Here is a 20,614-nt window from a genome sequence, read left to right on the forward strand (position 1 = left end):
GGAATATCAGCCGACGCGGCCGAGCCGGTCGATCGCCTTCTTGCGAAGGTCGGACATGCTTTCGTTGAGGTTCGTGCTCGTCTGGTAGGCGCGCAGGATCTCGACCATGTCGGTGGTCTCGACGATCGCGTTGACGTTCGATCCCTCGACGCCCCCCGACCTGAATTTGGTCTCGGCGGCGGTGAGCTCACGCCCGTTGCTGCCGTTCATCATGCCGTCGCCGCGCGGATCGAGGCTGGCCTCGTCGAACACGGTCACGGTCAGGCGGCCGAGCGGGCCGTCGGGGCCCATCACGCTGCCGTCCGGGGCGATGCTCAGCCGGCCGGCGCTCTCGGGCGGAACCGTGATCGGCTTGCCGCCTTCGCCGAGGATCTTCTGCCCGCCCGAAGTGGCAAGCTCGCCGCTCTGCAACACCTTGATATAGCCTGCCCGCGTGTACGCGGTGCCGCCGCCGGGCGCCTCGACGCTCAGATAGCCCTGTCCCTCGATCATCACGTCGAGCGGATTGTCGGTCACCTGGAAACCACCCGAAGAGGGATCGTGCATCGCGCCGTAGTCGAGCACGTACGACGTCTTCTTCGCGTCGGGCGTGACCGTGGTCTCGCCCTGTTCGATATATTCACGAAACACGGGTCGTTCGCGCTTGAATCCCACCGTGTTCATGTTGGCGAGATTGTTGGCGGCAACATCGAGCCGGCGTCGAAGCGCCTGTTCCTGGCTCAGCAATACATAAGATGAGATGTCCACCGGACGGTCCCTTCAGAAATTTGTCGCTAGGCAGAAATTGCCGGGTGACCATCCTATAATAGAAGCAAATCAGCCGGCGCGGTTGCCGGTACGTTGATTTCGAAAGGTGCCAGGGAAATGTCGTCACCCGAGATCGTCGAGGAAGGTGCCGAGGGCGAAACGCCCGCGGCGCCGAAGTCGAAGAAGAAGCTTATCATTATAGGAGCCGCTGCAGGCGTGCTGGTGCTCGGCGCCAGCGGCGGCGCTGCGATGATGCTTTCCGGCGGGTCGACCAAGGCCGAGGCTACGGCCGAAGGGCATGGCGAAGCCGCGGCCGAGAGCGAAAGCGGCCATGGCGCGGAGGCGGGCAAGGAAGCTTTTGTCGACGTGCCGGCGATCGTGGTGAACCTGCGCTCGCCCGACGGCGCCTCGCGCTTCCTCAAGATCCACTTCATGATCGTGCCGGGCCCGAAGGGCACGCCGGAAGGCATCAAGGACAAGCTGCCGCTGATCCTCGACGCCTATCAGCCCTTCCTGCGCGAACTGCGCCCCGAGGATCTCGCCGGTTCGGCCGCGGTCTTCCGCATCAAGGAAGAGATGCTGGTCCGCGCCACCGAAAAGACCGGCCCTGGCGTGATCAAGGACATTCTCATTCAGGACCTCGTCCAGCAATGATCGATCTAGACGATTTCGACCTTCCCGAGCCCCCCGTCGCGCCGATGGGCGCCGATGGCGATGTCCGCTTCGACCAATCCGACATCGACGCGCTGTTCGGCGATTTCGACGGTCCGGTCGCGAAGAAGAAGGGCCTCCGCGCGGTCATCGAGTCCGCAGTCATCAGCCACGAGCGTCTGCCGATGCTCGAAGTGGTCTGCGACCGCATGGTTCGCGCCTTTGCCAGCTCGATGCGCAGCCTCACCACCGACGCGATCGACGTCAGCCTCGAGAACGTCACTTCGATCCGCTTCGGCGAATTCATGAACCGCGTGATGCTGCCGGCGATGGTCGGTGTGTTCAAGGTTCAGGAATGGGAGAGCTTCGGCCTCGTCACGGTCGAATCGAGCCTGATCTATGCCGTGGTCGATGCGCTGCTCGGCGGTCGCGGCGGCGGTGCGCCGACGCTGATCGACGGCCGCGCCTTCACCACCATCGAGACCGCATTGGTCTCGCGGATGCTCGGGCTCGCACTCAAGGACTTCTCGACTGCGTTCGAGCCGATCGAGCCGATCAACATCGATCTCGAGCGTATCGAGAGCAATCCGCGCTTTGCCGCGATCGCCGGCACGTCGAACATCTGCGCGATCGCCACTTTCCGCGTCGACATGCTCGGCCGCGGCGGCGAGTTCACCATGGTGTTCCCGTATGCGACGCTCGAGCCGGTCCGCCACAAATTGCTCCAGCGCTTCATGGGCGAAAAGAGCGGCCGCGACAGCATCTGGGAGGCCCATATGGCCTCCGAGATCCGTAAGACCAATGTCAGCGTCAACGTCGTCCTCGGCGAAAAGGCCATGCCCATCGCCGAGCTGAAGGCGCTCGAGGTCGGCCAGACCATCGCGCTGCACAAGAGCCCCGACGACGCGCTCGACCTCGCCTGCGGCGGCGTCACGCTTGCCCAGGCCCAGATCGGCCAGCGCCGCGGCAAGGTTGCCGTGCGCCTGATCAACGATGTTTCCCAGGGAAAGATGAAATCATGAGCTTCGCCATTCTCGCCAATGCACTGACGATGATCCTGTGCATGGCCGTGCTCGTGCAGAGCGTCCGCATGATGCGCAGCCTGCGCACCGTAAAGGACGGCGCGCTCACCGAAGTAGTGACGGCGCTCGAAAAGGCCACCGCCGGTGCCCGCTCGGTTCTCTCGGAGATGAAGGCCACGCTCACCGACAGCGCCCAGCACGCGCGTCTCGTCGACCAGGCCCGCGGCCTGCGCGATGAGCTTTCGGACATGATCGGCATCGCCGACGCCGCTTGCGAGCGCGTCGTCAACGCCGTGGGCCTCGCCAATTCAGTCCGCTCGGCCGAGGCGGATGCCGAGGCTGAAGCTGAAGAGGCCGAAGCCAAGCCCGAAGCCGAGCTCGCTTGATGGCCCGCCCCTCTCTCCTCCTGATGACCGCCGCCGCTTCGGCGCTCGCGATCGTCGCCAATGCCTCGACGATCGCGTCGACCGCGACCCAGAACAACGCATCGAAGACCCGGCTCGGCAGCTCGATCGATCAGGACATCGCCGAGCGTGACACCGCCGCCGCGCGCCGCAAGCGCGGCCTAGACTTGCGCGAGCAGGCGACCAAGGCGGCGCAGGCGCGCCTCCAGGCCGATCTCGAGGTACGCCAGAAGGAAGGTCAGGGCGCCGCTGCGCCCGGGGGTACCGCCAGCGGCGTCGCCGAGGCGCCCGAGGCGCAGTTCGACGAGCTCGCACGCATCTATCAGGCGATGAAGCCCAAGGCCGCCGCAGTGGTCTTTGAACAGCTCGACATGGAAGTGCAGATGAAGGTCGCGCAGCGCATGCGCGAGCGCTCGACTGCGATGGTCATGGCCGCGATGACCCCCAAGGCCGCCGCCGCATTGAGCATGGCGCTGGCGCGGAAATCGGCGCGCATCGCAGCCGTCACGCCGCCACCGCAGGGGGGGCCGCGCGCGCGAAAGTAAGGCGTTTCCACGCCACAGCCGCTCGCTCCGAAACCCGGCGAACGACACCAAACGATCCGCTTATGGGCGTTGGTTGCCAGGCTCCCTCTCTGTGGCTCAGCCTTGCTGTTCAGGATGTCCGATCTCTTCCGGCGGCTCGCTAGAGTGCGGCTGATTGATCACTGCTTCGATCCGGTATCCCTCAGGATCGATCACGAAGGCCGCATAATAATGGTCTCCGTAGTCGGGACGAGGGCCCGGCGGCCCATTGCATCGTCCGCCATGCTGCAGCGCGGCTGCATGGAAGCGCGCGACATGCTCCGGTTCGGTTGCCGCAAAGGCCAGATGAAAGCCCTCTCCGGGGACGTTTACGCTGTCCTCGAGATTAAGGAGCAGCAGGTCGCCCTGCCCCGCATATCCGTAGCCTACGGATTCATCACCGGTGAAGACGCGCGCATAGCCAAGGGGGGCGAGTACGGCATCATAGAAGGTCGCCGCGCGATCGAGATCGGTTACGGCAATCGAGAGGTGATGTAGCATAGGTAGGTCTGGTTCCCGGCGGGAGCGTGAGAGCGCCCTGCCGTCGCGTCTAACGGCAACCCTTCCTCTCCGCGAGCCACAAGCCGACAAGCTGCTGTCCACCAATAGCGGACGCAGGCTCCAGTGTCAGGAAATCCGGGCACGACCTGCTACGGCTCGCCGCAAGGATCAGTTATGCGCGGCGGCGATCTCGACGATCAGCACCCGGGTCAGCCCCGGTTCGGCGGCCTTCAGCGCGGCGTTCATATCGTGATTGAGCCGCCCGGCATCGACCGCACGCATGCCCGAGGCATTGAGCCGGGCGAATTCGAGCGCGGTGGCCACGGTCGTCTCGCGTAGCGCGGGCATCTCGGCGGTCGCCTTGGCGGCGGTCGCGGCGTCGTGCGCCTCGAGCACCAGCTTGAAGCGCATGTTGCCGGCGACGCGATCGGCCTCGATGATGGGCACGATCACTTCTTCCATCGAGACGAGGTTGAGCCCGCTGGCGTCGGCGCCATCACCCCCGCCGCCGCCGGACGCCTGCGCCCCGCCGCCCGGGAAGGGCACCAGCGCCGTCATCAGCGCAAGCGTGGCCAGACCTCTACGCACAATCGAAACTCCATGGCTCGGGCGGTCGAGTGCGCCCCCATGCCTCTATAATAGAATGAAATGAGCCAGAAGGTGTCCCAGTGAGTCACGATCAACGCCCTGGACGGATGCGCGTCGTCAAGGATCCGTCAGAATCCGACCGCCGTCGCGGCAACGCGGTCGCGGTCGACGTCGACCCGAATTCGTTCGAAGTCAGCGGCGGCGCGGCGACTGCGTTTGCCGAAAATCCCGGCGCCGCTGCCGGCAAGGGCACCCTTCCCCTGCTCCCCGCCGGGCTGTTCCTGCTGGCCTGCGCGGCGGGCGGCGTGCTGGTCGCGGTCATTCGTCCGCTGGGCCTCGGCTGATGCGGACCGCACTCATCGCCTTGCTCGCCGGTGCCGCCACCGTCACGCCGCATGCGGCCGCTCCCGAAGCCACGCCTGCGAATACGCCCGGGGTCAACGCCGCACCTGCCACGCTCCCTCCCTTTGCGGCTGAACTCGCGCAGCTGCCGATGATCACCGGCGCGTCGAGTTGGCATGGCGAGACCGGCGACGCCGGCTGGGCGCTGCTCGCCGCCTCGCGCCCGGACAACCGTCAGCTGCGCCGATGGAACTATGCGCTCGGCCTGATCGGCGAAGGCCGCGGCGCAGATGCGCTCGGCGTGCTCGACGTGATGCAAACGAGCGACCGCGATCTCGGCCTCGTCGCCCCCTTCCTGCTGGCCCGCGGCGTCGCGCTGACTCTGGTCGAACGCGATGAGGATGCCGTATCGGCGCTCGCCGCCGCCGACCTCGCCGTCAACCCGGAGGCCTGTGCGTGGCGGATGCGCGCGCTCGCCCATGCCGGCGATCCGCAGGCTGCGGTCCGTCAGGTAAATTGCGCGCTCCCCGCGATCAACGGCCGCAGCCCCGAGGCGCGCACGCCGTTCGTGCTCGCCGCCGCCGCCGCCGCGATCGACGCCGGCCAGCCGCGGCCGGCCCTCGCTTGGCTCAATCTGTTCAGCGATCATAACCCGCAGGCCAATGTCCTGCGCGGCCGCGCGCTCCTCGTTGCCGGCGATCCGCAGGCCGGCAAGCTTCGTCTCGAACGCGCGGCCTTGGCCGGCGGCATCGAGATCAAGGCGCAGGCGAAGCTCGGCACGATCGAGGCCGGCCTCGCTCTGCACAATCTTGCCCCGGCCGAGGCACTCAAGCAGCTCGACGCGCTGCGCTTCGGCTGGCGCGGGGGTGCGATCGAGCAGCGCGCGCTCGAGATCCAGCTGCGTGTCGCCAACGAGGCGCATGACCTGCGCGGCCAGCTCCGTGCCGGCGCCGCGCTGATCCGCTATTTCAAGCTCGGCATGAAGGCCGCGCCGATGCTCGCCGAGTTGCAGGCGGCGCTCTCCGCAGCGCTCGCGCCCGACAGCGGCGTCGCTTTGCCCGAGGCCGCCGGCCTCTATTGGGATTATCGCGAGCTGGCTCCCGCCGGTGCCGAAGGCGATGCGCTGGTGCTCCGTCTCGCCATCCGGTTGCAGGATGCGTCGCTCTACGCCCGCGCCGCCGAACTGCTGCAATATCAGCTCACCCAGCGCGCACAGGACGTGGCGCAAGGTCCGCTCTCGGTGAAGGTGGCGGCGCTCCATATCCTTTCGGGCCGCCCCGACCGGGCACTCGACGCGATCCGCACCACCGAGCAGCCTAGTTATTCGGACGCGATGCGGTACGATCGCAAGCGCGTCGAGGCCGTAGCGCTGCTTCGGCTCGGCAAGATGGACGCCGCAATGGCCGCGCTCGACGGCTTGCCCGACGCGCACACGATCCGCGCCGAGATGCACTGGCAGGTCAAGGACTGGGGCAGCTTCGTCACTGAAAACACCCTCTCCGCCCCCAGAGGCGTTCTGAGCGAACCTGCGCAGGCGGCAATCCTCCGTCAGGCCGTCGCGCTCGCAATGCTTGGCCGCGAAGATCAGCTCGAGCTGTTGCGCACGCGTTATGCCGCCGCGTTCAAGGCCTTGCCCAGCGGACAGGCATTCGACGTGTTGACTCGTGATGTCGGCAGTATCGATCCCGCCGCGATCGGCGCGGCGATGGCCGCAATCCCGCAAGCCAGCCCCGCCGGCTCGACCGGCGACCTGCTCGACGCGGCTTCGTAAAAGCACCCCTGAACATCGTCACCCCGGCCGAAGTGCCGGGGTCCACGTCTCCGCAGGCGAGGCACTCTGAGGACGCGCTGCTACGTAGCCGCGCCTCTCGAGGGTCTCGCCCAATGGCGAAGTGGCCCCGGCACTCGGCCGGGGTGACGGTGGATAGCGCCGGCGTTCGAAAACGCGATTAGCGGATGTAGTTGACCAGGCTCAGGTCCGACAGCTGCGAAAACACCGAATAGCTCGCCTGCAGCATCGTCTTCTGCTGCGCGAGATCGAGCGCGACCTGGCCCAGATCGGCATCCTCGTTGGTCTCGATGACGCTCTCGAGCAGCAACGCACGTTGCTGGCCGCGCGTGGTCAGCGTCTCGACCTGGTTCTGTTTGCGACCATTGTCCGCATTGACTGCCCGCAGGCTGTCGATCCCCGTGCCGAGCTGACCTACCGCCTGCTTGAGCGCATCGAGCTGCGCGTCGGTCGGCTTGGCGCCGATTGCGCCGGCCTGAGCGATCGTCTTGAATGCTGCGTACAAGTCCTTGCCCACTGCGCTGGCGGTGATGCCATAGGTCACGTCGACGCCGTCGGCGACGCGCGCGGTCGAACGGACGCCGTCGTCCTGGAACGCGTCGGCGACGTTGGTCGTGGCGACATCGGCAAGCGTATCCGGCGTGAACGGATTGCTGCCGGTCTGCGAGCCGGCGAACAGCGGCGCGCCGCCTTCGCCGCCGTTGAGCGAGCTGCGATACTGGCTGAACGCGGTCTCGACCGCTTCCTGCAGTCCGGCGGCGTCGCCGGTGCCGATCGCCTTGAGGATGTCGGTCTTGAGATCGCCCACTGCCTTCTCGATGCCGTCGAGATGGCCCTGGTAGAGAGACAGCGTCGTCTCGACCCGCTTCGACACGGTCGATTGCGCGCCCTGACGAGCCAGCAGGCTGTGGGCCGAGAGGTTACGCACCGTCTCGGTGCCGAGATCGGCGAAGTCGGCCGCCTTCTTGCCGGTCGAAAGCTGTTGCTGGGTGATCGCCAGCTTCTCCTGCGCGCGCTGGATTGCGCCCGACATCGTACGCTGGAGCGGAATGGAGGCTACGCGAGTCATTCTGTTTCCGATCAGACCATGTTGAGCAAGGTGTCGTACATTTCCGACGCCGTGGAGATTATCCGCGCGGCGGCGGAATAGCTGTTCTGCAGGATCACCATTTGCGCCAGCTCCTCGTCGATGTTGACGCCCGAGAAGCTGTCGCGGCGGTTGATCGCATCGTCGCGCCGCGCGGCGGAGTCGAGCAGATTGTCCTCCGCCTGGCTCGCCTCGAGTCCGGCGCGGCCGAGCAGCAGGCTCGAGAAGCGCTCGACCGTGGCGGTGCCGTCCTTGCCGAGGTCGATTCCGGTGGCCAGCTTGTCGACGAACGCAGTCGCACCGCGCGTATCGCCCGCGCCGAGCGCCTTTGCGCCCACCGCCGCCGTCTCCTGAAACCGCGCGAGCGGAAGCTTGGTGGGGTTGGCGAGCACTTCGGGACGCACTTGCGCATTTTGCAGCCCGCTCGACGCACCGGTCAGGCCGAGCATCGCGGTGAAGCCGCGTCCGGTGCCGAAGCGGTCGGTCGAGTCCGAGGGGACCGAAAGTGTCGCACCCGACAGGGCACCCGCCGGCTCGAAGCGCATGCGACCACGATCGTCGAGGCTGAAATCGCCGAAATCGCCTAACGGGCTGGCATTGAGTTCGGACACAAGATCGCCGACATTACCGCCCGACGCCGGGCTGAGCGTGTAGCTGGTCAGCGCGCGGCCGGTGGCGTCGCGCAGCACGACTTGCGCAGTCTCGCCGGTGGCGAAGCCATGCGCGTCGCCCGGGACGAGCCCCGAGGGGACCAGCGAGCTCGAATCGCTGCGGACCATGTCGTTCAGGCCGAAATATTGCGAGACGCCGACCCCGGCGCGCGCGCTTGGGCTGGCCTGGTTCTGCGCGACGACCACACCGTTGCCGGCGCCGTTCGCCTTGATGCTCAGCTTGCCGTCGGTGAAACTCGCAGTGGCCGCGCCGCCAAGGCCGGTGTTGATCGCCGTGACCATGTCGTCGATCGTCGCCCCGGCGGGCATCGCGCTGAAATCCACACTGGTCTTGGCGACCAGCGTCCCGTCCGCCTTGGTCACCGCAAAGGTCGCAGCGCCGGTGAAGCCCAGCCGGTCGCTGCCGACCAATCCGGTCTGGCGGCCGTCGAGGCTCACGGGAGGCGGCACGGTGCTGCCTGCGTTGGAGACCGAATTGAGTGCCTCGGACAGTCCGGAGAAGAGCACGCCCATCTGTTCGGAAAAGGCCGGAAGGGCGCGATCGCGCAAGTCGAGCAATCCGCCCAGCTTGCCGCCGACAGCCGCGGAATCGAGCTTCTCGCCCGTCGCCGCACCCATCGCGCCACTGTCTTCGGCAAAGCGGATTTCGATTGTCGGATAGGTGGCCTGCGAAGTGCCGCCGCCTCCGCCATTCGGATAGGAAAGCTGGCGCAGCCTTTTGTCGAGCAGCACACCGCCATTGGCGGTCTCGATCGAGACGCGGCCGTCGGGCTGGTCGCGGACATTGACTGCGATCAGTCCGCTCAGTTCCTCGATCGCGCTCATCCGCTGATCCGCGGCCCCGCCGATATTCTTGCCGAGCCCGGTCGCCGCCGAAACGGTGCCGTTGAGATCGTGGATGCGCTTGAGCAGGCTGTTGATCTTGTCGACCGAATAGCCAACCTCGGATTCAACGTCGCCGCGCAGCCCGTTCACGTCGGTCTGGATCTGCTGCATCGAATCGATCGCGTCCTGCACGTCGGACGTGAAAACCGCGACGGTCTGCGCCGAGGATTGCGACCCGGTCATCGCCACCGCAGAGGCAGTGACTGCGTCGAGCCGCGCCGGCAGGCCCGAAGTCGCGCCCGGCTGGCCGAGCAGTGCCTGGAGCCGATCAAGATAGCCTGCCGTGACGTCCGCGCGGCCATAATCGCCTGCGCGGCGATAGACATTGGCTTCGAGAAAGCGGTCGGCGACGCGGCTGGGCTCGCCCACCACGACGCCGGCCACCTGGCCCGAGACCACGCCGGTGGTGAGGTTGACGCGCTCGCGCGCATACCCCGACACGCCGACATTGGCGATGTTGTTCGAAACCGAGCGGAGTCCGGCCTGGGCTGCTGCCAGGCCGGAAACCGCGGATCCGAGAATGTGATTGAGCGACATCGCTTAGGTCTCGGATATTGGAGGATTAACGCTTCAGGTCGCTCACTTCGCGAAGCATGTCGTCGACCGTGGTGATGATCTTCGACGATGCGCTATAGGCCCGCTGGAAACGGATCATGTTGGTGAACTCGCCCGCCAGATCGACGGTCGAGGCCTCCAGCGAGTTGGAAGCGATGCTGCCCGCGCCGAGCTGGCCCGGCGCATTGAGCGTCATGCCGCCCGAGGCGCGGCTGATCGTATAGGCATTGCCCGACACGCGCGTGAGCCCGTCCGGGTTCTGGAAGGTCGCGATCGGCAACTGAAACACCGAACGGCTCGAGCCGTCGGAGAAGATCGCGTTGACCACGCCCTGCTTGTCGATCTCGACCGACGAGAGGTTGCCGAGCATGCCGCCGTCGACGTTCGACGAGATCAGCGAGCTTTCGTCGCCGGACTGGGTGATGCCATCGATGCCGTCGTCGCTGCCGATCGCCAGCGTGATCGGCACCGAACCGGCAGCGTTGGTCCAGGTGACGTTGAGCGGGGCGAACAATGCCGGGCTCGAACCGGTCCGGTCGAGGCTGCCGTCGCCGTTGAACCTGATCGTGCCGCTGGCGAGCAGGCCATTGGCGGCGGTGACGTCGCTGGCCGGATTGGCATAGACTTCGCTCTGCCAGGTGTTCGGGCCGGTCTTGATGAAGCCCATCGTCACGCGGTGCGTGCCACCCTGCGCATCCGACACGTCGAACGAGCGCGAGAATTGCGGCGTGACCGTGCCCGAGGCCATGTTACCGGCGGTATAGGCGCCGGCGTAGGTCGTGGTGGTCGACTGCAGGTTCATGCGCGCCTGGATGCGCGTGGTCGGCGAAGCGGTGCCGACCAGGTCGCTCACCCGCACCGGCTCGAGCGCGCCGATGCTGCCGGTGTTGGTATAGTCGCCGGTGGCGTCGAGGGGCCAGCCATAGAGATAGAGACCGGCGGGATTGCGGAGGAAGCCTTCCTCGTCCGGACGGAATGCGCCTGCGCGGGTATAGGCAACGTCGCCGCTCGAGTCCGAAGTGGCACGCGTCACGAAGAAGCCGCCGCCGTCGATCGCGAGATCGGTGCTGCTGCCCGAAGCCTGGAGCAGGCCCTGCTTCGACACCATCGACATCGGCGCCGCGGCGACGCCGCCGGCCGAATAGTTGCTCTTGGCGCGGCCGTCGGTGACCATGGTGCGGAACTGGGCTTCGACGCCCTTGTAGCCGACGGTGTTGATGTTGGTGATGTTGTCGGCGACGGTCGCCATTGCGCTCGACTGAGCGCTGAGGCCGGATACACCGGCGTAGAGAGCGGAATAAAGGCTCAAGTCATACACTCCTGACGACGCCCGCGGATCGATCGCGCAGGCCACAGCTGTATTCTAGGAGGACCGCAGACCGAACCAAATGCCCGGCAAAATTTGCCTACCAAAAAACCTGTCGGCCGCGTCGCTCCTATAATGGGAGAAACGCATACGAAAGGTTTGTCCCCATGCTCCGCATCACGCTTCGCGACGGCGAGAAGGCGATCGTCAACGGCGCCGTCCTGCGCGCGGTCGGCCGCACGCAGATCGCGGTCGAGAACCAGGTGTCGATCCTGCGCGGCCGCGAAGTCATGCAGCCCGAGGAAGCCACCACCCCGGCGCGCCAGCTCTATTTCACTGCGATGCTCGCTTATATCGATCCGGCCAATCGCAGCCAGCACCAGGACAATATCGTCACGCTGATCGGCAATCTGGTCGCCACGCTCACTGCTCCCGAGGCGCGGACTGCCTGCATCGGCTTCGCGCACGACATCGCCCAAGGCGAATATTACAAGGCGCTCTCGGCCGCGCGCGAGCTGATCGGCTTCGAGGACGTCGTAACCGAAGCTCAGGCCGCGTAAGGACCGCTGCGCGTGCAGACTCTCCCCAGCGCCGCCCGCGCGATCCGCAATATGGTGCCCGACCGCCGCTTCGGCAGCGTCGTCGCGGTTCGCGGCGCGCTGATCGAAGTGGAGGGGCTCGCCGGAGTCGCGCAGATCGGCAGCCGCGTCGAAATCCAGGGCTCCAGCGGCAAAGTCGAGGCCGAAGTCACTGCGCTCGACCGCAACGTCGCGCTCTGCCTTCCCTTTGTCGATCCGCAAGGCGTCGGTCTCGGTTCGCGTGCCGAACTCGCCGCCGGCCAGTTCAGCATCCGCCCGTCGACCGCATGGCTCGGCCGCATGATCAACGGTCTCGGCCGCCCGGTCGACGGTCTCGGCGCGCTTCACAACGGCGCCGATCCGCAGCCGATCAAGGCCTCGCCCCCCGCCGCTTCCAACCGCGCGCGCGTCGGTCGCCGCATCGAAACCGGCGTGCGAACGCTCGACCTGTTCGCGCCGCTCTGCGTCGGCCAGCGGCTCGGCCTGTTCGCCGGCTCGGGTGTCGGCAAGTCGGTCCTCCTCTCGATGCTTGCGCGCTGGACCGAGTGCGACGTCGCCGTCATCGGCCTGATCGGCGAACGCGGCCGCGAGGTTCAGGAATTCATCGAGGACGATCTCGGCCCCGAGGGCATGGCCCGCTCGGTCGTCGTCGTCGCCACCTCGGACGAGCCCGCACTGATGCGCCGCCAGGCCGCATGGACTACCCTCGCCGTCGCCGAGCATTTCCGCGATCAGGGTCTGAACGTCCTCTGCCTGATGGATTCGGTCACTCGCTTCGCGATGGCACAGCGCGAGATCGGCCTCGCCTCGGGCGAGCCGCCTGCCACCAAGGGTTATACCCCAACCGTTTTCGCCGAATTGCCCCGCCTGCTCGAGCGCGCCGGCCCTGGCGAGCCCGGCAAGGGCATGATCACCGGCCTGTTCACTGTCCTCGTCGACGGCGACGACCATAACGAGCCCATCGCCGATGCGGTTCGCGGCATCCTCGACGGCCACGTCGTGATGCGCCGCGCAATCGCCGAGCGCGGCCGCTATCCAGCGATCGACGTGCTCAAATCGGTGTCGCGTACCCTGCCCCATTGCATGAACGACGAGCAGAACGCGACGCGCATCGCCGCGCGCAAATTGCTGTCCACCTATGCCGATATGGAAGAGATGGTCCGCCTCGGCGCCTATAAAGCCGGCTCGTCCGAAGAAGTCGATCGCGCGGTGGCACTCGCTCCGCAGATCGAGGCGCTGATCAACCAGGGCAAGAACGAGCGCGGCAACGCCGATGCCGGCTTCGCCGCTCTCGCGGAAATCCTGGGCAGCGAGCTCTTCGCCGCCGAGCCTCTCGGGATCGCCGCATGACTCCGTTCGACACAGCACTGCGCGTCCACCGCCGCGAAGTCGACGCCGTCAAGGTATCGATCAGCGTCGAGGTCGAGCGCATCACCACGCTCGAAGCCCAGACCCGCGCACATGACGCCACGCTGCGCGAGGAACGCGCGCTCGCTTCCGCTCTTCCTTTCGCCAGCGACGCATGGACCGCGCGGATGAAGGCCCAACGCGCCCGCCTCGACGAGGCAGCCTATCTCGCCCAGGCCCGGCTCGTCCGACTGCGCGACAAGGCCATCGAAGCCTATGGCACGATGCGCGCGATCGAAGGCGCGGCCGAACGCTACGAGGACGAGGCCGAACGCACCATTGCGCTCGCCGAACAGAGCGCGATCGACGACATCGCCGCCGCCCGCTTCCTGCGCGCCCGCGCCGTCAGCAAGCGTCGCCCGGCATGATCAATCCGACGCAACTCGCCGCTCTCTCTCCGCAGAAGCGCGCGCAAGTCATCTATGCGGAGGCACAGTCGCAGCTCTCGAGCCGGCTGTGGCGCGCCGCGCTCGGCGACGGCGACAGCAAAGACGCGCGCGACGCCTCGCCCTTCGGCGGCAACAATATGAACATGGATTCGCTGCTCGGCCTGCTCGGCGGCCGCGAAAGCATGGCCGGCGCGCAGGCGCCCTGCGCCTGCCATTGCGCATGCAACTGCCACAAGCCGGCCGACGCGGCTCCGGTCAGTCAGCCGGCCAAAGTCGGTATCGGCACCACCGGCGCCGGCACGATCGATCCCGACGAGCCGCGCACCGCTTATACGCCCGTGCGATTGTCGACCGGCGATGGCGCGGCGGGCAGCAACGGCAACCTCCAGCTCGGCGCCAATGCGCGCTACGCCGGCACCTTCGCAATGGCCGAAGCGCGCACCGGCATCCCCGCCTCCGCGCTGGCCGCGATCGTCGATGCCGAAGCCGCCAAGACCGGCGACGGCAGCTGGAACACCCATTCGCGCAACCCGCGCTCGAGCGCCGCCGGGCTCGGCCAGTTCCTCAGCGGTACCTGGCAGGATCTGGCACAGACCCAGGGCACCTGGCTCAACACGTATGCCGCCGATCGCGGCTGGCTCGACGGCCGTGGGCGGCTCCAGACCGGCAACCGCGCCGAACTGCTCGCATTGCGCTATGATCCGCAGGCTTCGATCCTCGGCGTCGCCGATCTCGCCAAATGCAATCTCGATCGGCTCGAACAGGTCGGGGTCCGGGTCCGCACCGATGCCGAGACGCTCGCCAAAGCCGCCTATCTCGGCCACCATCTCGGGCTTGGCGACGCCAGGAAGTTCCTGAGCGGCGGGATCGACGCGGGCCGCGCCCGCATGCTCCTTTCGGCCCAGATCGGGTCGTCGGCGGCCGAGCAGCGCATCGCCAGCACGGGCAACGCCACCCAGGCGCATCGCCAGTGGCTGCTGGGCTTCATCGATCGGAAAATTCGCCCCGACGCGTTCGCGGCGTAGATTTCTTCCTATAACGAAATCACTGTTTACCATGCGCCATGGCGCGGTTAGCAACCCGTAAACCATTGTAGATCGTAGATTTCTGCGGGTTCCGCCCCACCTACGGGCCATCCCCACTGCGTAATTTTACATATAGGAGCGGTTTACATCCGTTAAAGGATTAACTGGCATCAGTGTCCCTGTCGAAAGGGCAGCCTCAGGGCGGCCTCCACGAAACAGGGGATTGCAAAATGTCGAAGATCACGATCGCGCTCGAAGCCGCCGTTGCCACCGTCATCGAAAACACGCCCGCCGACGGCAACCGCAGCAATCGTCAGCGCGTGTATGTCGATCGTGCCTTCGCCCAGATCCTCAAGCTGATCGCCCCGCGCATCCGCCACTTCATCCGCCAGTACGGCCTGGTCGCCCATTGGGACGATGCCGAGCAGTGCTGCGCCATCGCCGTTCACCGCGCGATCGAGGCCTATGACCCCGCCAAGGCGCAGTTCACCACTTTCGTGAACTGGCAGATCCGCGGCGAGCTCCAGAGCCTCCGCTTCCGCCTGATGACCGATCAGCGCCCCTCGGCGAAGAAGGTCGAGGCGACCACCGTGTCGCTCAACGCGCTCTCCGTCGGCATGGACGGCGAGGAAATGTCGCCCGAGACGCTGATCGAGGACGAGGACGCCCTCGCCCGGACCGAAGCCGCCGCATCGGACTATCTCTCGGAAGGCGCGATCGCCTCGCTGGTCGACGCCTATGTCGATCACCTCCGCAAGGTCGGCATCGAGGCGCTCCGCCGCCGTCCCCGTCCGAAGCGTGAGGAAGCCGCTCTCCGCCGCGAAGGCCCGCGTCTCCGCACCGCCACCTACGGCATCGATCCCGCCGAGCTCGAGAAGCTCGAAGCCAAATTGAGCCGCGACCGCGACATCGTCGTCCGCCGCGTGTTCCAGGCCTCGACCCTCGACGATCTCTCGCTCGAGACCGGCGTCACCAAGGAGCGCGTCCGTCAGATCACCAAGCGCGCCGCCAAGACGCTCGCCGAAATCGCCGCTGCCGATCCGCGCTTCGCCGTGATGGCGGAATATGGCCGCGCCGCGACCAAGCGCCGCCAGCCGGCACCGGCGACCACCTCGCTGCTGCCCGATGCCGATCAGCCGCACAACCGCCTCGCCAGCGTCCGCGCCATCCAGCCGGCCGAGCTGAACGTCGCGCTGGCCGCCCCGGTCGAGAGCGTCGAGCGCGTCGAGGCGGTGCTCATCGCTCAGGCCGCTGCCCCTTCGACCGCCATTCTGCACTAATTTCGCCAGACCACCCGCACATCCGTATTCTTCCTATAATGTAGGCAGATAGCTGGAGAGGCTCTATGTACGGCGAGATCGAGATGGGCGAAGGCACGCATGGCGGCTGGGCAATGATGCCTCGTCCCAATCGCCGCCTGACTGCGCTGGCCCGCGAAGTGGCGCGCTGCGCGCTGCCGCTGCTGCCCGAAGGCGCGGGCCTGTTCATGGGTCTCGAGACCGATGCGGCCGGCGCCATTCACCTGCTCTGGTGGCGCTCGGACGATTTCGCCAAGGTCGCCGAGATCAGCGCCTCGCCCGCGGGTTTTTGCGCAGTCGACACCGAAGAAGGTGCGCTTCAGGAAGCCGCGGCCGAACTCCTCGAATATCTCGCCGGCCGCTGGCCGAGCCCCCCCGCGGGTTTCGGTGTGATCACCGATGGCGCCGGCGTGGCGTTCGCCCCCGATCACCCCGCGCCTTCGGCGTCTGGCTGGCTGCTCCGCCAAGCGACCGGCAGCGCCCCGCTGCTCGCGATCGTGGCGCTCGATCCGTCCGGCCCCTGCGCATTGCTCGCCCAGCGACGGGAAAGCTCGCTCCATTAAGTTTGGATTCAAGTTCCACTAAACGGACGCTCATTCTATTAAAGGATACGGCGTTAACCTTGCATTATTCTTGTTTCGCTTCATGAGGGTTCACAAGCGGCATTAGTCCGCGGAGGACCGGCATGGCGATGGCAAAGGGGAAGGGAAAGCGGCAGGGCGGCGCCCGCGCAGCGACCGGCGTTGTGCCGGTCGACATGCATCGCTGCTTCGTCTTCCCCAATCGCATGCGTGAGCAGCGCCGCGCAGCCGGGCATGTCAGGCTGCTGCGCCTTGCCTCGACGATCCCCGACATCCCCTATATCCGCCTGTCCAAGATCGAGCGCGGCGAAGTGGTTCCGCGCGCCGAGGAAATCCGTCGCATCGCCGCGGCGCTCGCCATCGCGCCTGCCGATTTGCTGCTCGACGTCGACGCGCCCGGCTTCGACATTGCGTTGTGGGCCGAGCCGTTCCTCGACGGCACGCCAAACGATCTCGCAGAAGAGCACTTCGCCGTGCTGCTCGCGGCGGCGTTGCGCGCGCGGCGCGTCGGCGATCCGGCGCTGACCATCGCCGCAATCGAACGCGATTACGGCCTCGCCCCGGTCAATTTGTCGCGCATCGAAAACGCGCAGAAAACGTTCGCTCGCTGGAATGCCGCCACGCAACACACCTTGTACCAGCTTTTCCGCGTCCCCGACGAGACCGAGCTGCGCCAGTCCGTCGCCGCGCTGCACGCCAGCGGCGCGCTGGACGACTTCTTCGCTCACATCGCCAGCCCTGCCGCCCGCCACGAGCGGACGCGCGCCCGGATCGCCGAGATCTCGGCCGCGCTTCAGACCAGTGACGCGGTTCCCGATCCGGTCGTGGCGCCGCTGCCGGTGACGGGTGCAGTGTCGATCAGGCTGGTCCCGGTGCTCGGCGCCCCGCTCGCGCAGGGGCTGATCGCCGATACGCCGACGCCCGAGAAAGCCGAAGCGCCGCACGCCGCTGGCCCGCGCGCCTTCGGGCTCAAGGTCTGCCGCGCCACGCTCGGCGGCGGCCTTCCCGGCCAGGCCGTGGTGATCGTCGACCCCGATCGCTTCCCCTCCCCCGGCAGCCTCGCGGCACTGCGCGAGGAAGCGGGATGGCGGCTGCTCTCGGTCGGGTCCGATCGCGACGGACGCATGATCGGCTATAGCAGCAATCCCGAGCTCGAGATCGTCCTCGACGATTGCGATCCCGCGCGCCTCGCCGCCCTGGTCGGCGCGATCTTTCCTTGAAGCCGCAAATACGCTCGCGCCCAAAGCCCTGAATAACCTCCTATAAAGTATGTTGGAGGCATCGCGCCTCAGGGAGTTAGGCAATGAAGGGCTGGCTGCGGCGGTGGTTCGTCAGCTATCGGGACTATGTGATCATTGTTGCCCCGGTGGCGGCGATGCTGCTGCTCGGCGCCCTGCTCGATCTGAGCGAGAGCTTCCATGCCTTCGCCATCCAGCACGAACGCTGGCAGCTCGACGAGATCTTTCCCGCTTTCTGCATCGCCGGCCTGCTCTACATGGTGCTGCTCGTCGGCCGGACGCGGGGGCTGCGGCACGAACTGCTGCGGCGCCAGCGCGCCGAGGGCGAAGCCAATCAGCTCGCCCGAAATGATTCGCTCACCGGCCTCGCCAATCGCCGCACCTTGGTGGCCCATATCGCGGACCGCGCGGCCAGGCTCGCGCCCGCGACCGAGATCAGCGTCTTCGTGCTCGATCTCGATCGTTTCAAGCCGGTCAACGACACCTATGGCCATGAAGGCGGCGACGCCGTGCTCGTCACGATCGCGCGCCGGCTGGAACAGCTGACGGGCGAGTCCGGGCTGGTCGCGCGGATCGGTGGCGACGAATTCGCCTGCGTTCTCGAATATCCGGCAGGCTCGCTCGAACCGGTCGAGACCGCCGAGGCGATCCTGGCGTTGGTCGCCAGGCCGGTCCAGTTGCGCGGCGGGCTCGCCGAAGTCAGCGCCTCGGTCGGCCTGGTCACGTGCGCTTCCGGCGCATCGGACGCCGAAGAGATGCTGCGCGCCGCCGATTTCGCGATGTACCACGCCAAGCGATCGGGCCGTTCGAACTATTGCGTCTTCGCGGCGGAGATCGAGGCCGAGATGCGCGAACGCGCCGAGCTCGAGCTCGACATGCACGCCGGCATCCATCGTGGTGAGTTCGTCCCTTATTTCCAGCCGATCGTGATGCTCGCTTCGGGCGAGATGATCGGCTTCGAGGCGCTCGCCCGCTGGAACCATCCGACGCGCGGGCTGATCGGCCCCGATCTGTTCATCCCGATCGCCGAGGATGCAGGGATGATCCAGGATCTCGGCTTCGCCGTGCTGCGCCGCGCCTGTATCGAGGCACGGCGATGGCCGCAGCATCTGACCTTGTCGGTCAATATTTCGCCGCTCCAGCTCAACGATCCGTGGCTCCCCCAGCGCATCCTCCAGGTGCTGTGCACCACCGGCTTCGCCCCTGCCCGACTGATCGTAGAGATCACCGAGACTCGTTTGGTCGAGGATATCGAGGCGGCGCGCGTGATCCTCCTCTCGCTGCGCAATGCCGGCATCCAGATCGCGCTCGACGATTTCGGCACCGGCTATGCCAGCCTCAAGCATCTGCGCGAGTTGCAGTTCAACCGGATCAAGATCGATCGCAGCTTCGTCCAGGACATGCGCGCCGGCGACAACGGCCAGATCGTCCGCGCCATCCTGAGCCTCAGCGAAGGCCTCGGCCTTCCGGTCACCGCCGAAGGCATCGAGACCGACGAGAGCGCGGTGCTGCTCGCAGGTCTCGGCTGCGAGTTTGGCCAGGGCTTCCTCTACAGCCACGCGGTCGAGGCCGAAGCGGCGCTCGAAATGGCGCGCGCGGCGCATCATCTCGGCCACGACGCGCCGGCCATGCCGCCCGAGGCCCGCTCCGCCACGCCGTGACAACGCCCGCCGCCATGCTAAGGCGTGGCGCATGGGCAAAGCTGCTTGCTTCTACGCAGTCGAGGGGGTCGACGGATCCGGCAAGTCGGGCATCGTGACCTGTATCCTCGCGCATCTGACGAACCAGGGCATTCCGGCGATCGCCACGCGCGAGCCAGGCGGCACGCCGCAGGGCGAAAGGATCCGCGCGCTCTTGCTGTCGGGTGCCGACGATGCGTGGGATCAGCAATCCGAGCTGCTGATGATGACCGCCGCCCGCGTCGAGCATGTCCGCCGAGTGATCCTGCCGTCGCTCGCGCAGGGCATCTCGGTGGTGTCGGACCGCTATGTCGGCTCGACCATCGCCTATCAGGGCGCCGGCCGGGGCATGACCGACGCCTATATCCGCCACCTCCACAAGGAAGCGGTCGGCGATGTCTGGCCCGACCTGGTCGTCGTCCTCGATCTCGATCCGGCGATCGGCCTCGCGCGGAGCCGGCAGCGGCTCAGCGCCGGCGCGATCGACGAGGGCCGGTTCGAGACGCTCGACGTGGATTTCCACCGCCGCATCCGCCAATCCTATCTCGATCAGGCCAGGCGCGACCCCAGCCGCCACGTCGTGGTCGACGCGCGCGGCACTCCCGAGGAAGTGCGCGCGCGCGCGATTGATGCGATCGACGCGTGGCGCGCCGGCCAGGCCATCACCCCACCACGAACGTCGTAGTCGTGATCCGATGGACTGCGTCCACTGCGCCGCCCGGTAGCGTCGCCGCGCCCTCTTTCTGCGTCGCGGACAGGAGATAGCGTCCCTTCTCGCGCACCGGCACCTCGATCGCACCTGCCGCATCCGCGACCATCGTCTTCGACCATTTGTCAGGCGTGATCACCACCACCTTTGCCCCCGCGACCGGCTTGCTGTCGCGCGTCACTACGAAGCGGCCCGAACTCGCGGCCGCCGGCACGATCTCGAACGGCAGCAAGGCGCGCGGATCGCTGCGGCCGGCGCGGGCATAATAGACCACGCCTTCCTTCTTCCCTTCGGCGTCCCACGGCGCGAAGACATTGTCGTCCCAGGCGCGCACGTCGCCCGCCGGCGCCGCGGCTTCGAGATAGCCGGCCTTGCGCACCAGTGCCGCATCGCCGCCCGAAAGCAGCTTCGGCGCCTTGAGCTTGACGAATTCCGGATCCCCGCCTTCGGGAAGCGGATCGCCCGGCTCCCCCAGATAGATCCGCACCGGGCCGTTGCCGTCGCGCTCGATCCACACTTCGTGCGCCTGCGCCGCACCTGCAAAGCCGAGCATCAGAGCCGCCAATATCAGTCGCTTCATCGCTTCCCTCCAGAATGTG

22 protein-coding genes are annotated in these 20,614 nt (G+C 66.9%); 15 read left to right on the forward strand and 7 right to left on the reverse strand.

Going from position 1 to position 20,614, the window contains the following annotated elements:
• Window positions 1-6: 6 nt before the first annotated feature.
• Entirely contained in the window at window positions 7-747 is a 741-nt protein-coding gene (locus tag CVN68_RS08915) for a flagellar hook-basal body complex protein (RefSeq protein WP_100281889.1), read from the reverse strand.
• A 117-nt stretch (window positions 748-864) separates the two neighbouring features.
• Here CVN68_RS08915 and CVN68_RS08920 point away from each other — a divergent pair, with 117 nt between their 5' ends.
• The 4 genes from CVN68_RS08920 to CVN68_RS08935 are packed head-to-tail and all read left to right on the forward strand — an operon-like array spanning window position 865 to window position 3,369.
• The gene (locus tag CVN68_RS08920; RefSeq protein WP_100281890.1) at window positions 865-1,401 is read left to right on the forward strand and encodes a flagellar basal body-associated FliL family protein; all 537 of its coding nucleotides are present in this window, start codon (window positions 865-867) and stop codon (window positions 1,399-1,401) included.
• Window positions 1,398-2,420: a flagellar motor switch protein FliM gene (gene fliM, locus CVN68_RS08925; protein ID WP_100281891.1), complete on the forward strand. Its 1,023-nt coding sequence runs from the start codon at window positions 1,398-1,400 to the stop codon at window positions 2,418-2,420. Before CVN68_RS08920 ends, fliM begins: the two co-directional genes overlap by 4 nt.
• Window positions 2,417-2,806: a DUF6468 domain-containing protein gene (locus CVN68_RS08930; protein ID WP_100281892.1), complete on the forward strand. Its 390-nt coding sequence runs from the start codon at window positions 2,417-2,419 to the stop codon at window positions 2,804-2,806. Before fliM ends, CVN68_RS08930 begins: the two co-directional genes overlap by 4 nt.
• Before the next feature lie 23 nt (window positions 2,807-2,829).
• A complete protein-coding gene (locus CVN68_RS08935; RefSeq protein ID WP_233503649.1) occupies window positions 2,830-3,369 on the forward strand; it encodes a MotE family protein in 540 nt (179 codons plus the stop codon).
• 96 nt (window positions 3,370-3,465) lie between these two features.
• On the opposite strand, the gene CVN68_RS08940 is transcribed toward CVN68_RS08935, so the two are convergent.
• Window positions 3,466-3,888, reverse strand: coding sequence for a VOC family protein (locus CVN68_RS08940; RefSeq protein WP_100281894.1), 423 nt, complete (start codon window positions 3,886-3,888; stop codon window positions 3,466-3,468).
• A 168-nt stretch (window positions 3,889-4,056) separates the two neighbouring features.
• Entirely contained in the window at window positions 4,057-4,476 is a 420-nt protein-coding gene (locus CVN68_RS08945; protein ID WP_233503650.1) for a hypothetical protein, read from the reverse strand.
• 80 nt (window positions 4,477-4,556) lie between these two features.
• On the opposite strand from CVN68_RS08945, the gene CVN68_RS08950 reads away from it, so the two are divergent.
• Window positions 4,557-4,820 (forward strand): hypothetical protein, encoded by a 264-nt coding sequence (locus tag CVN68_RS08950; protein WP_233503651.1) that lies wholly within the window; start codon window positions 4,557-4,559, stop codon window positions 4,818-4,820.
• On the forward strand, window positions 4,820-6,589 hold the full coding sequence (locus CVN68_RS08955; protein WP_100281897.1) for a hypothetical protein: 1,770 nt from the start codon (window positions 4,820-4,822) through the stop codon (window positions 6,587-6,589). Before CVN68_RS08950 ends, CVN68_RS08955 begins: the two co-directional genes overlap by 1 nt.
• Window positions 6,590-6,767: 178 nt before the next feature.
• On the opposite strand, the gene CVN68_RS08960 is transcribed toward CVN68_RS08955, so the two are convergent.
• The 3 genes from CVN68_RS08960 to CVN68_RS08970 are packed head-to-tail and all read right to left on the reverse strand — an operon-like array spanning window position 6,768 to window position 11,054.
• Entirely contained in the window at window positions 6,768-7,676 is a 909-nt protein-coding gene (locus CVN68_RS08960) for a flagellin (protein ID WP_100281898.1), read from the reverse strand.
• Between the two features lie 11 nt (window positions 7,677-7,687).
• The gene (locus CVN68_RS08965; protein ID WP_100281899.1) at window positions 7,688-9,787 is read right to left on the reverse strand and encodes a flagellar hook-associated protein FlgK; all 2,100 of its coding nucleotides are present in this window, start codon (window positions 9,785-9,787) and stop codon (window positions 7,688-7,690) included.
• 25 nt (window positions 9,788-9,812) lie between these two features.
• Window positions 9,813-11,054: a flagellar hook protein FlgE gene (locus CVN68_RS08970; RefSeq protein ID WP_233503703.1), complete on the reverse strand. Its 1,242-nt coding sequence runs from the start codon at window positions 11,052-11,054 to the stop codon at window positions 9,813-9,815.
• A 224-nt stretch (window positions 11,055-11,278) separates the two neighbouring features.
• On the opposite strand from CVN68_RS08970, the gene CVN68_RS08975 reads away from it, so the two are divergent.
• From CVN68_RS08975 to tmk, 9 genes are all read left to right on the forward strand, one after another.
• Window positions 11,279-11,671, forward strand: a complete 393-nt coding sequence (locus CVN68_RS08975; RefSeq protein ID WP_100281900.1) for a flagellar biosynthesis repressor FlbT — start codon at window positions 11,279-11,281, stop codon at window positions 11,669-11,671.
• A 12-nt stretch (window positions 11,672-11,683) separates the two neighbouring features.
• Window positions 11,684-13,039 (forward strand): flagellar protein export ATPase FliI, encoded by a 1,356-nt coding sequence (gene fliI / locus CVN68_RS08980; RefSeq protein ID WP_100281901.1) that lies wholly within the window; start codon window positions 11,684-11,686, stop codon window positions 13,037-13,039.
• Entirely contained in the window at window positions 13,036-13,464 is a 429-nt protein-coding gene (locus tag CVN68_RS08985) for a hypothetical protein (RefSeq protein WP_100281902.1), read from the forward strand. The genes fliI and CVN68_RS08985 overlap by 4 nt, the downstream gene beginning before the upstream one ends.
• Window positions 13,461-14,510, forward strand: a complete 1,050-nt coding sequence (locus tag CVN68_RS08990; RefSeq protein ID WP_100281903.1) for a peptidoglycan-binding protein — start codon at window positions 13,461-13,463, stop codon at window positions 14,508-14,510. The genes CVN68_RS08985 and CVN68_RS08990 overlap by 4 nt, the downstream gene beginning before the upstream one ends.
• 230 nt (window positions 14,511-14,740) lie before the next feature.
• Complete coding sequence (locus CVN68_RS08995; RefSeq protein ID WP_100281904.1) at window positions 14,741-15,790, forward strand: sigma factor-like helix-turn-helix DNA-binding protein; 1,050 nt, start codon at window positions 14,741-14,743, stop codon at window positions 15,788-15,790.
• A gap of 65 nt (window positions 15,791-15,855) precedes the next feature.
• Window positions 15,856-16,371 carry a hypothetical protein gene (locus tag CVN68_RS09000; RefSeq protein ID WP_233503652.1) on the forward strand — a complete coding sequence of 172 codons (516 nt, stop codon included), beginning with the start codon at window positions 15,856-15,858 and terminating at the stop codon, window positions 16,369-16,371.
• Between the two features lie 122 nt (window positions 16,372-16,493).
• Complete coding sequence (locus tag CVN68_RS09005; protein ID WP_233503653.1) at window positions 16,494-17,609, forward strand: XRE family transcriptional regulator; 1,116 nt, start codon at window positions 16,494-16,496, stop codon at window positions 17,607-17,609.
• Between the two features lie 83 nt (window positions 17,610-17,692).
• The gene (locus CVN68_RS09010; protein WP_100281905.1) at window positions 17,693-19,288 is read left to right on the forward strand and encodes a putative bifunctional diguanylate cyclase/phosphodiesterase; all 1,596 of its coding nucleotides are present in this window, start codon (window positions 17,693-17,695) and stop codon (window positions 19,286-19,288) included.
• A gap of 31 nt (window positions 19,289-19,319) precedes the next feature.
• Window positions 19,320-19,991, forward strand: coding sequence for a dTMP kinase (tmk, locus tag CVN68_RS09015; protein WP_100281906.1), 672 nt, complete (start codon window positions 19,320-19,322; stop codon window positions 19,989-19,991).
• On the opposite strand, the gene CVN68_RS09020 is transcribed toward tmk, so the two are convergent.
• On the reverse strand, window positions 19,969-20,595 hold the full coding sequence (locus CVN68_RS09020; protein WP_100281907.1) for a nickel uptake transporter family protein: 627 nt from the start codon (window positions 20,593-20,595) through the stop codon (window positions 19,969-19,971). The two genes, tmk and CVN68_RS09020, sit on opposite strands and share 23 nt — an antisense overlap.
• Window positions 20,596-20,614 lie beyond the last annotated feature (19 nt).

This window comes from Sphingomonas psychrotolerans, from assembly GCF_002796605.1.
In the GTDB taxonomy this organism is placed as follows: Bacteria; Pseudomonadota; Alphaproteobacteria; order Sphingomonadales; family Sphingomonadaceae; genus Sphingomonas; species Sphingomonas psychrotolerans.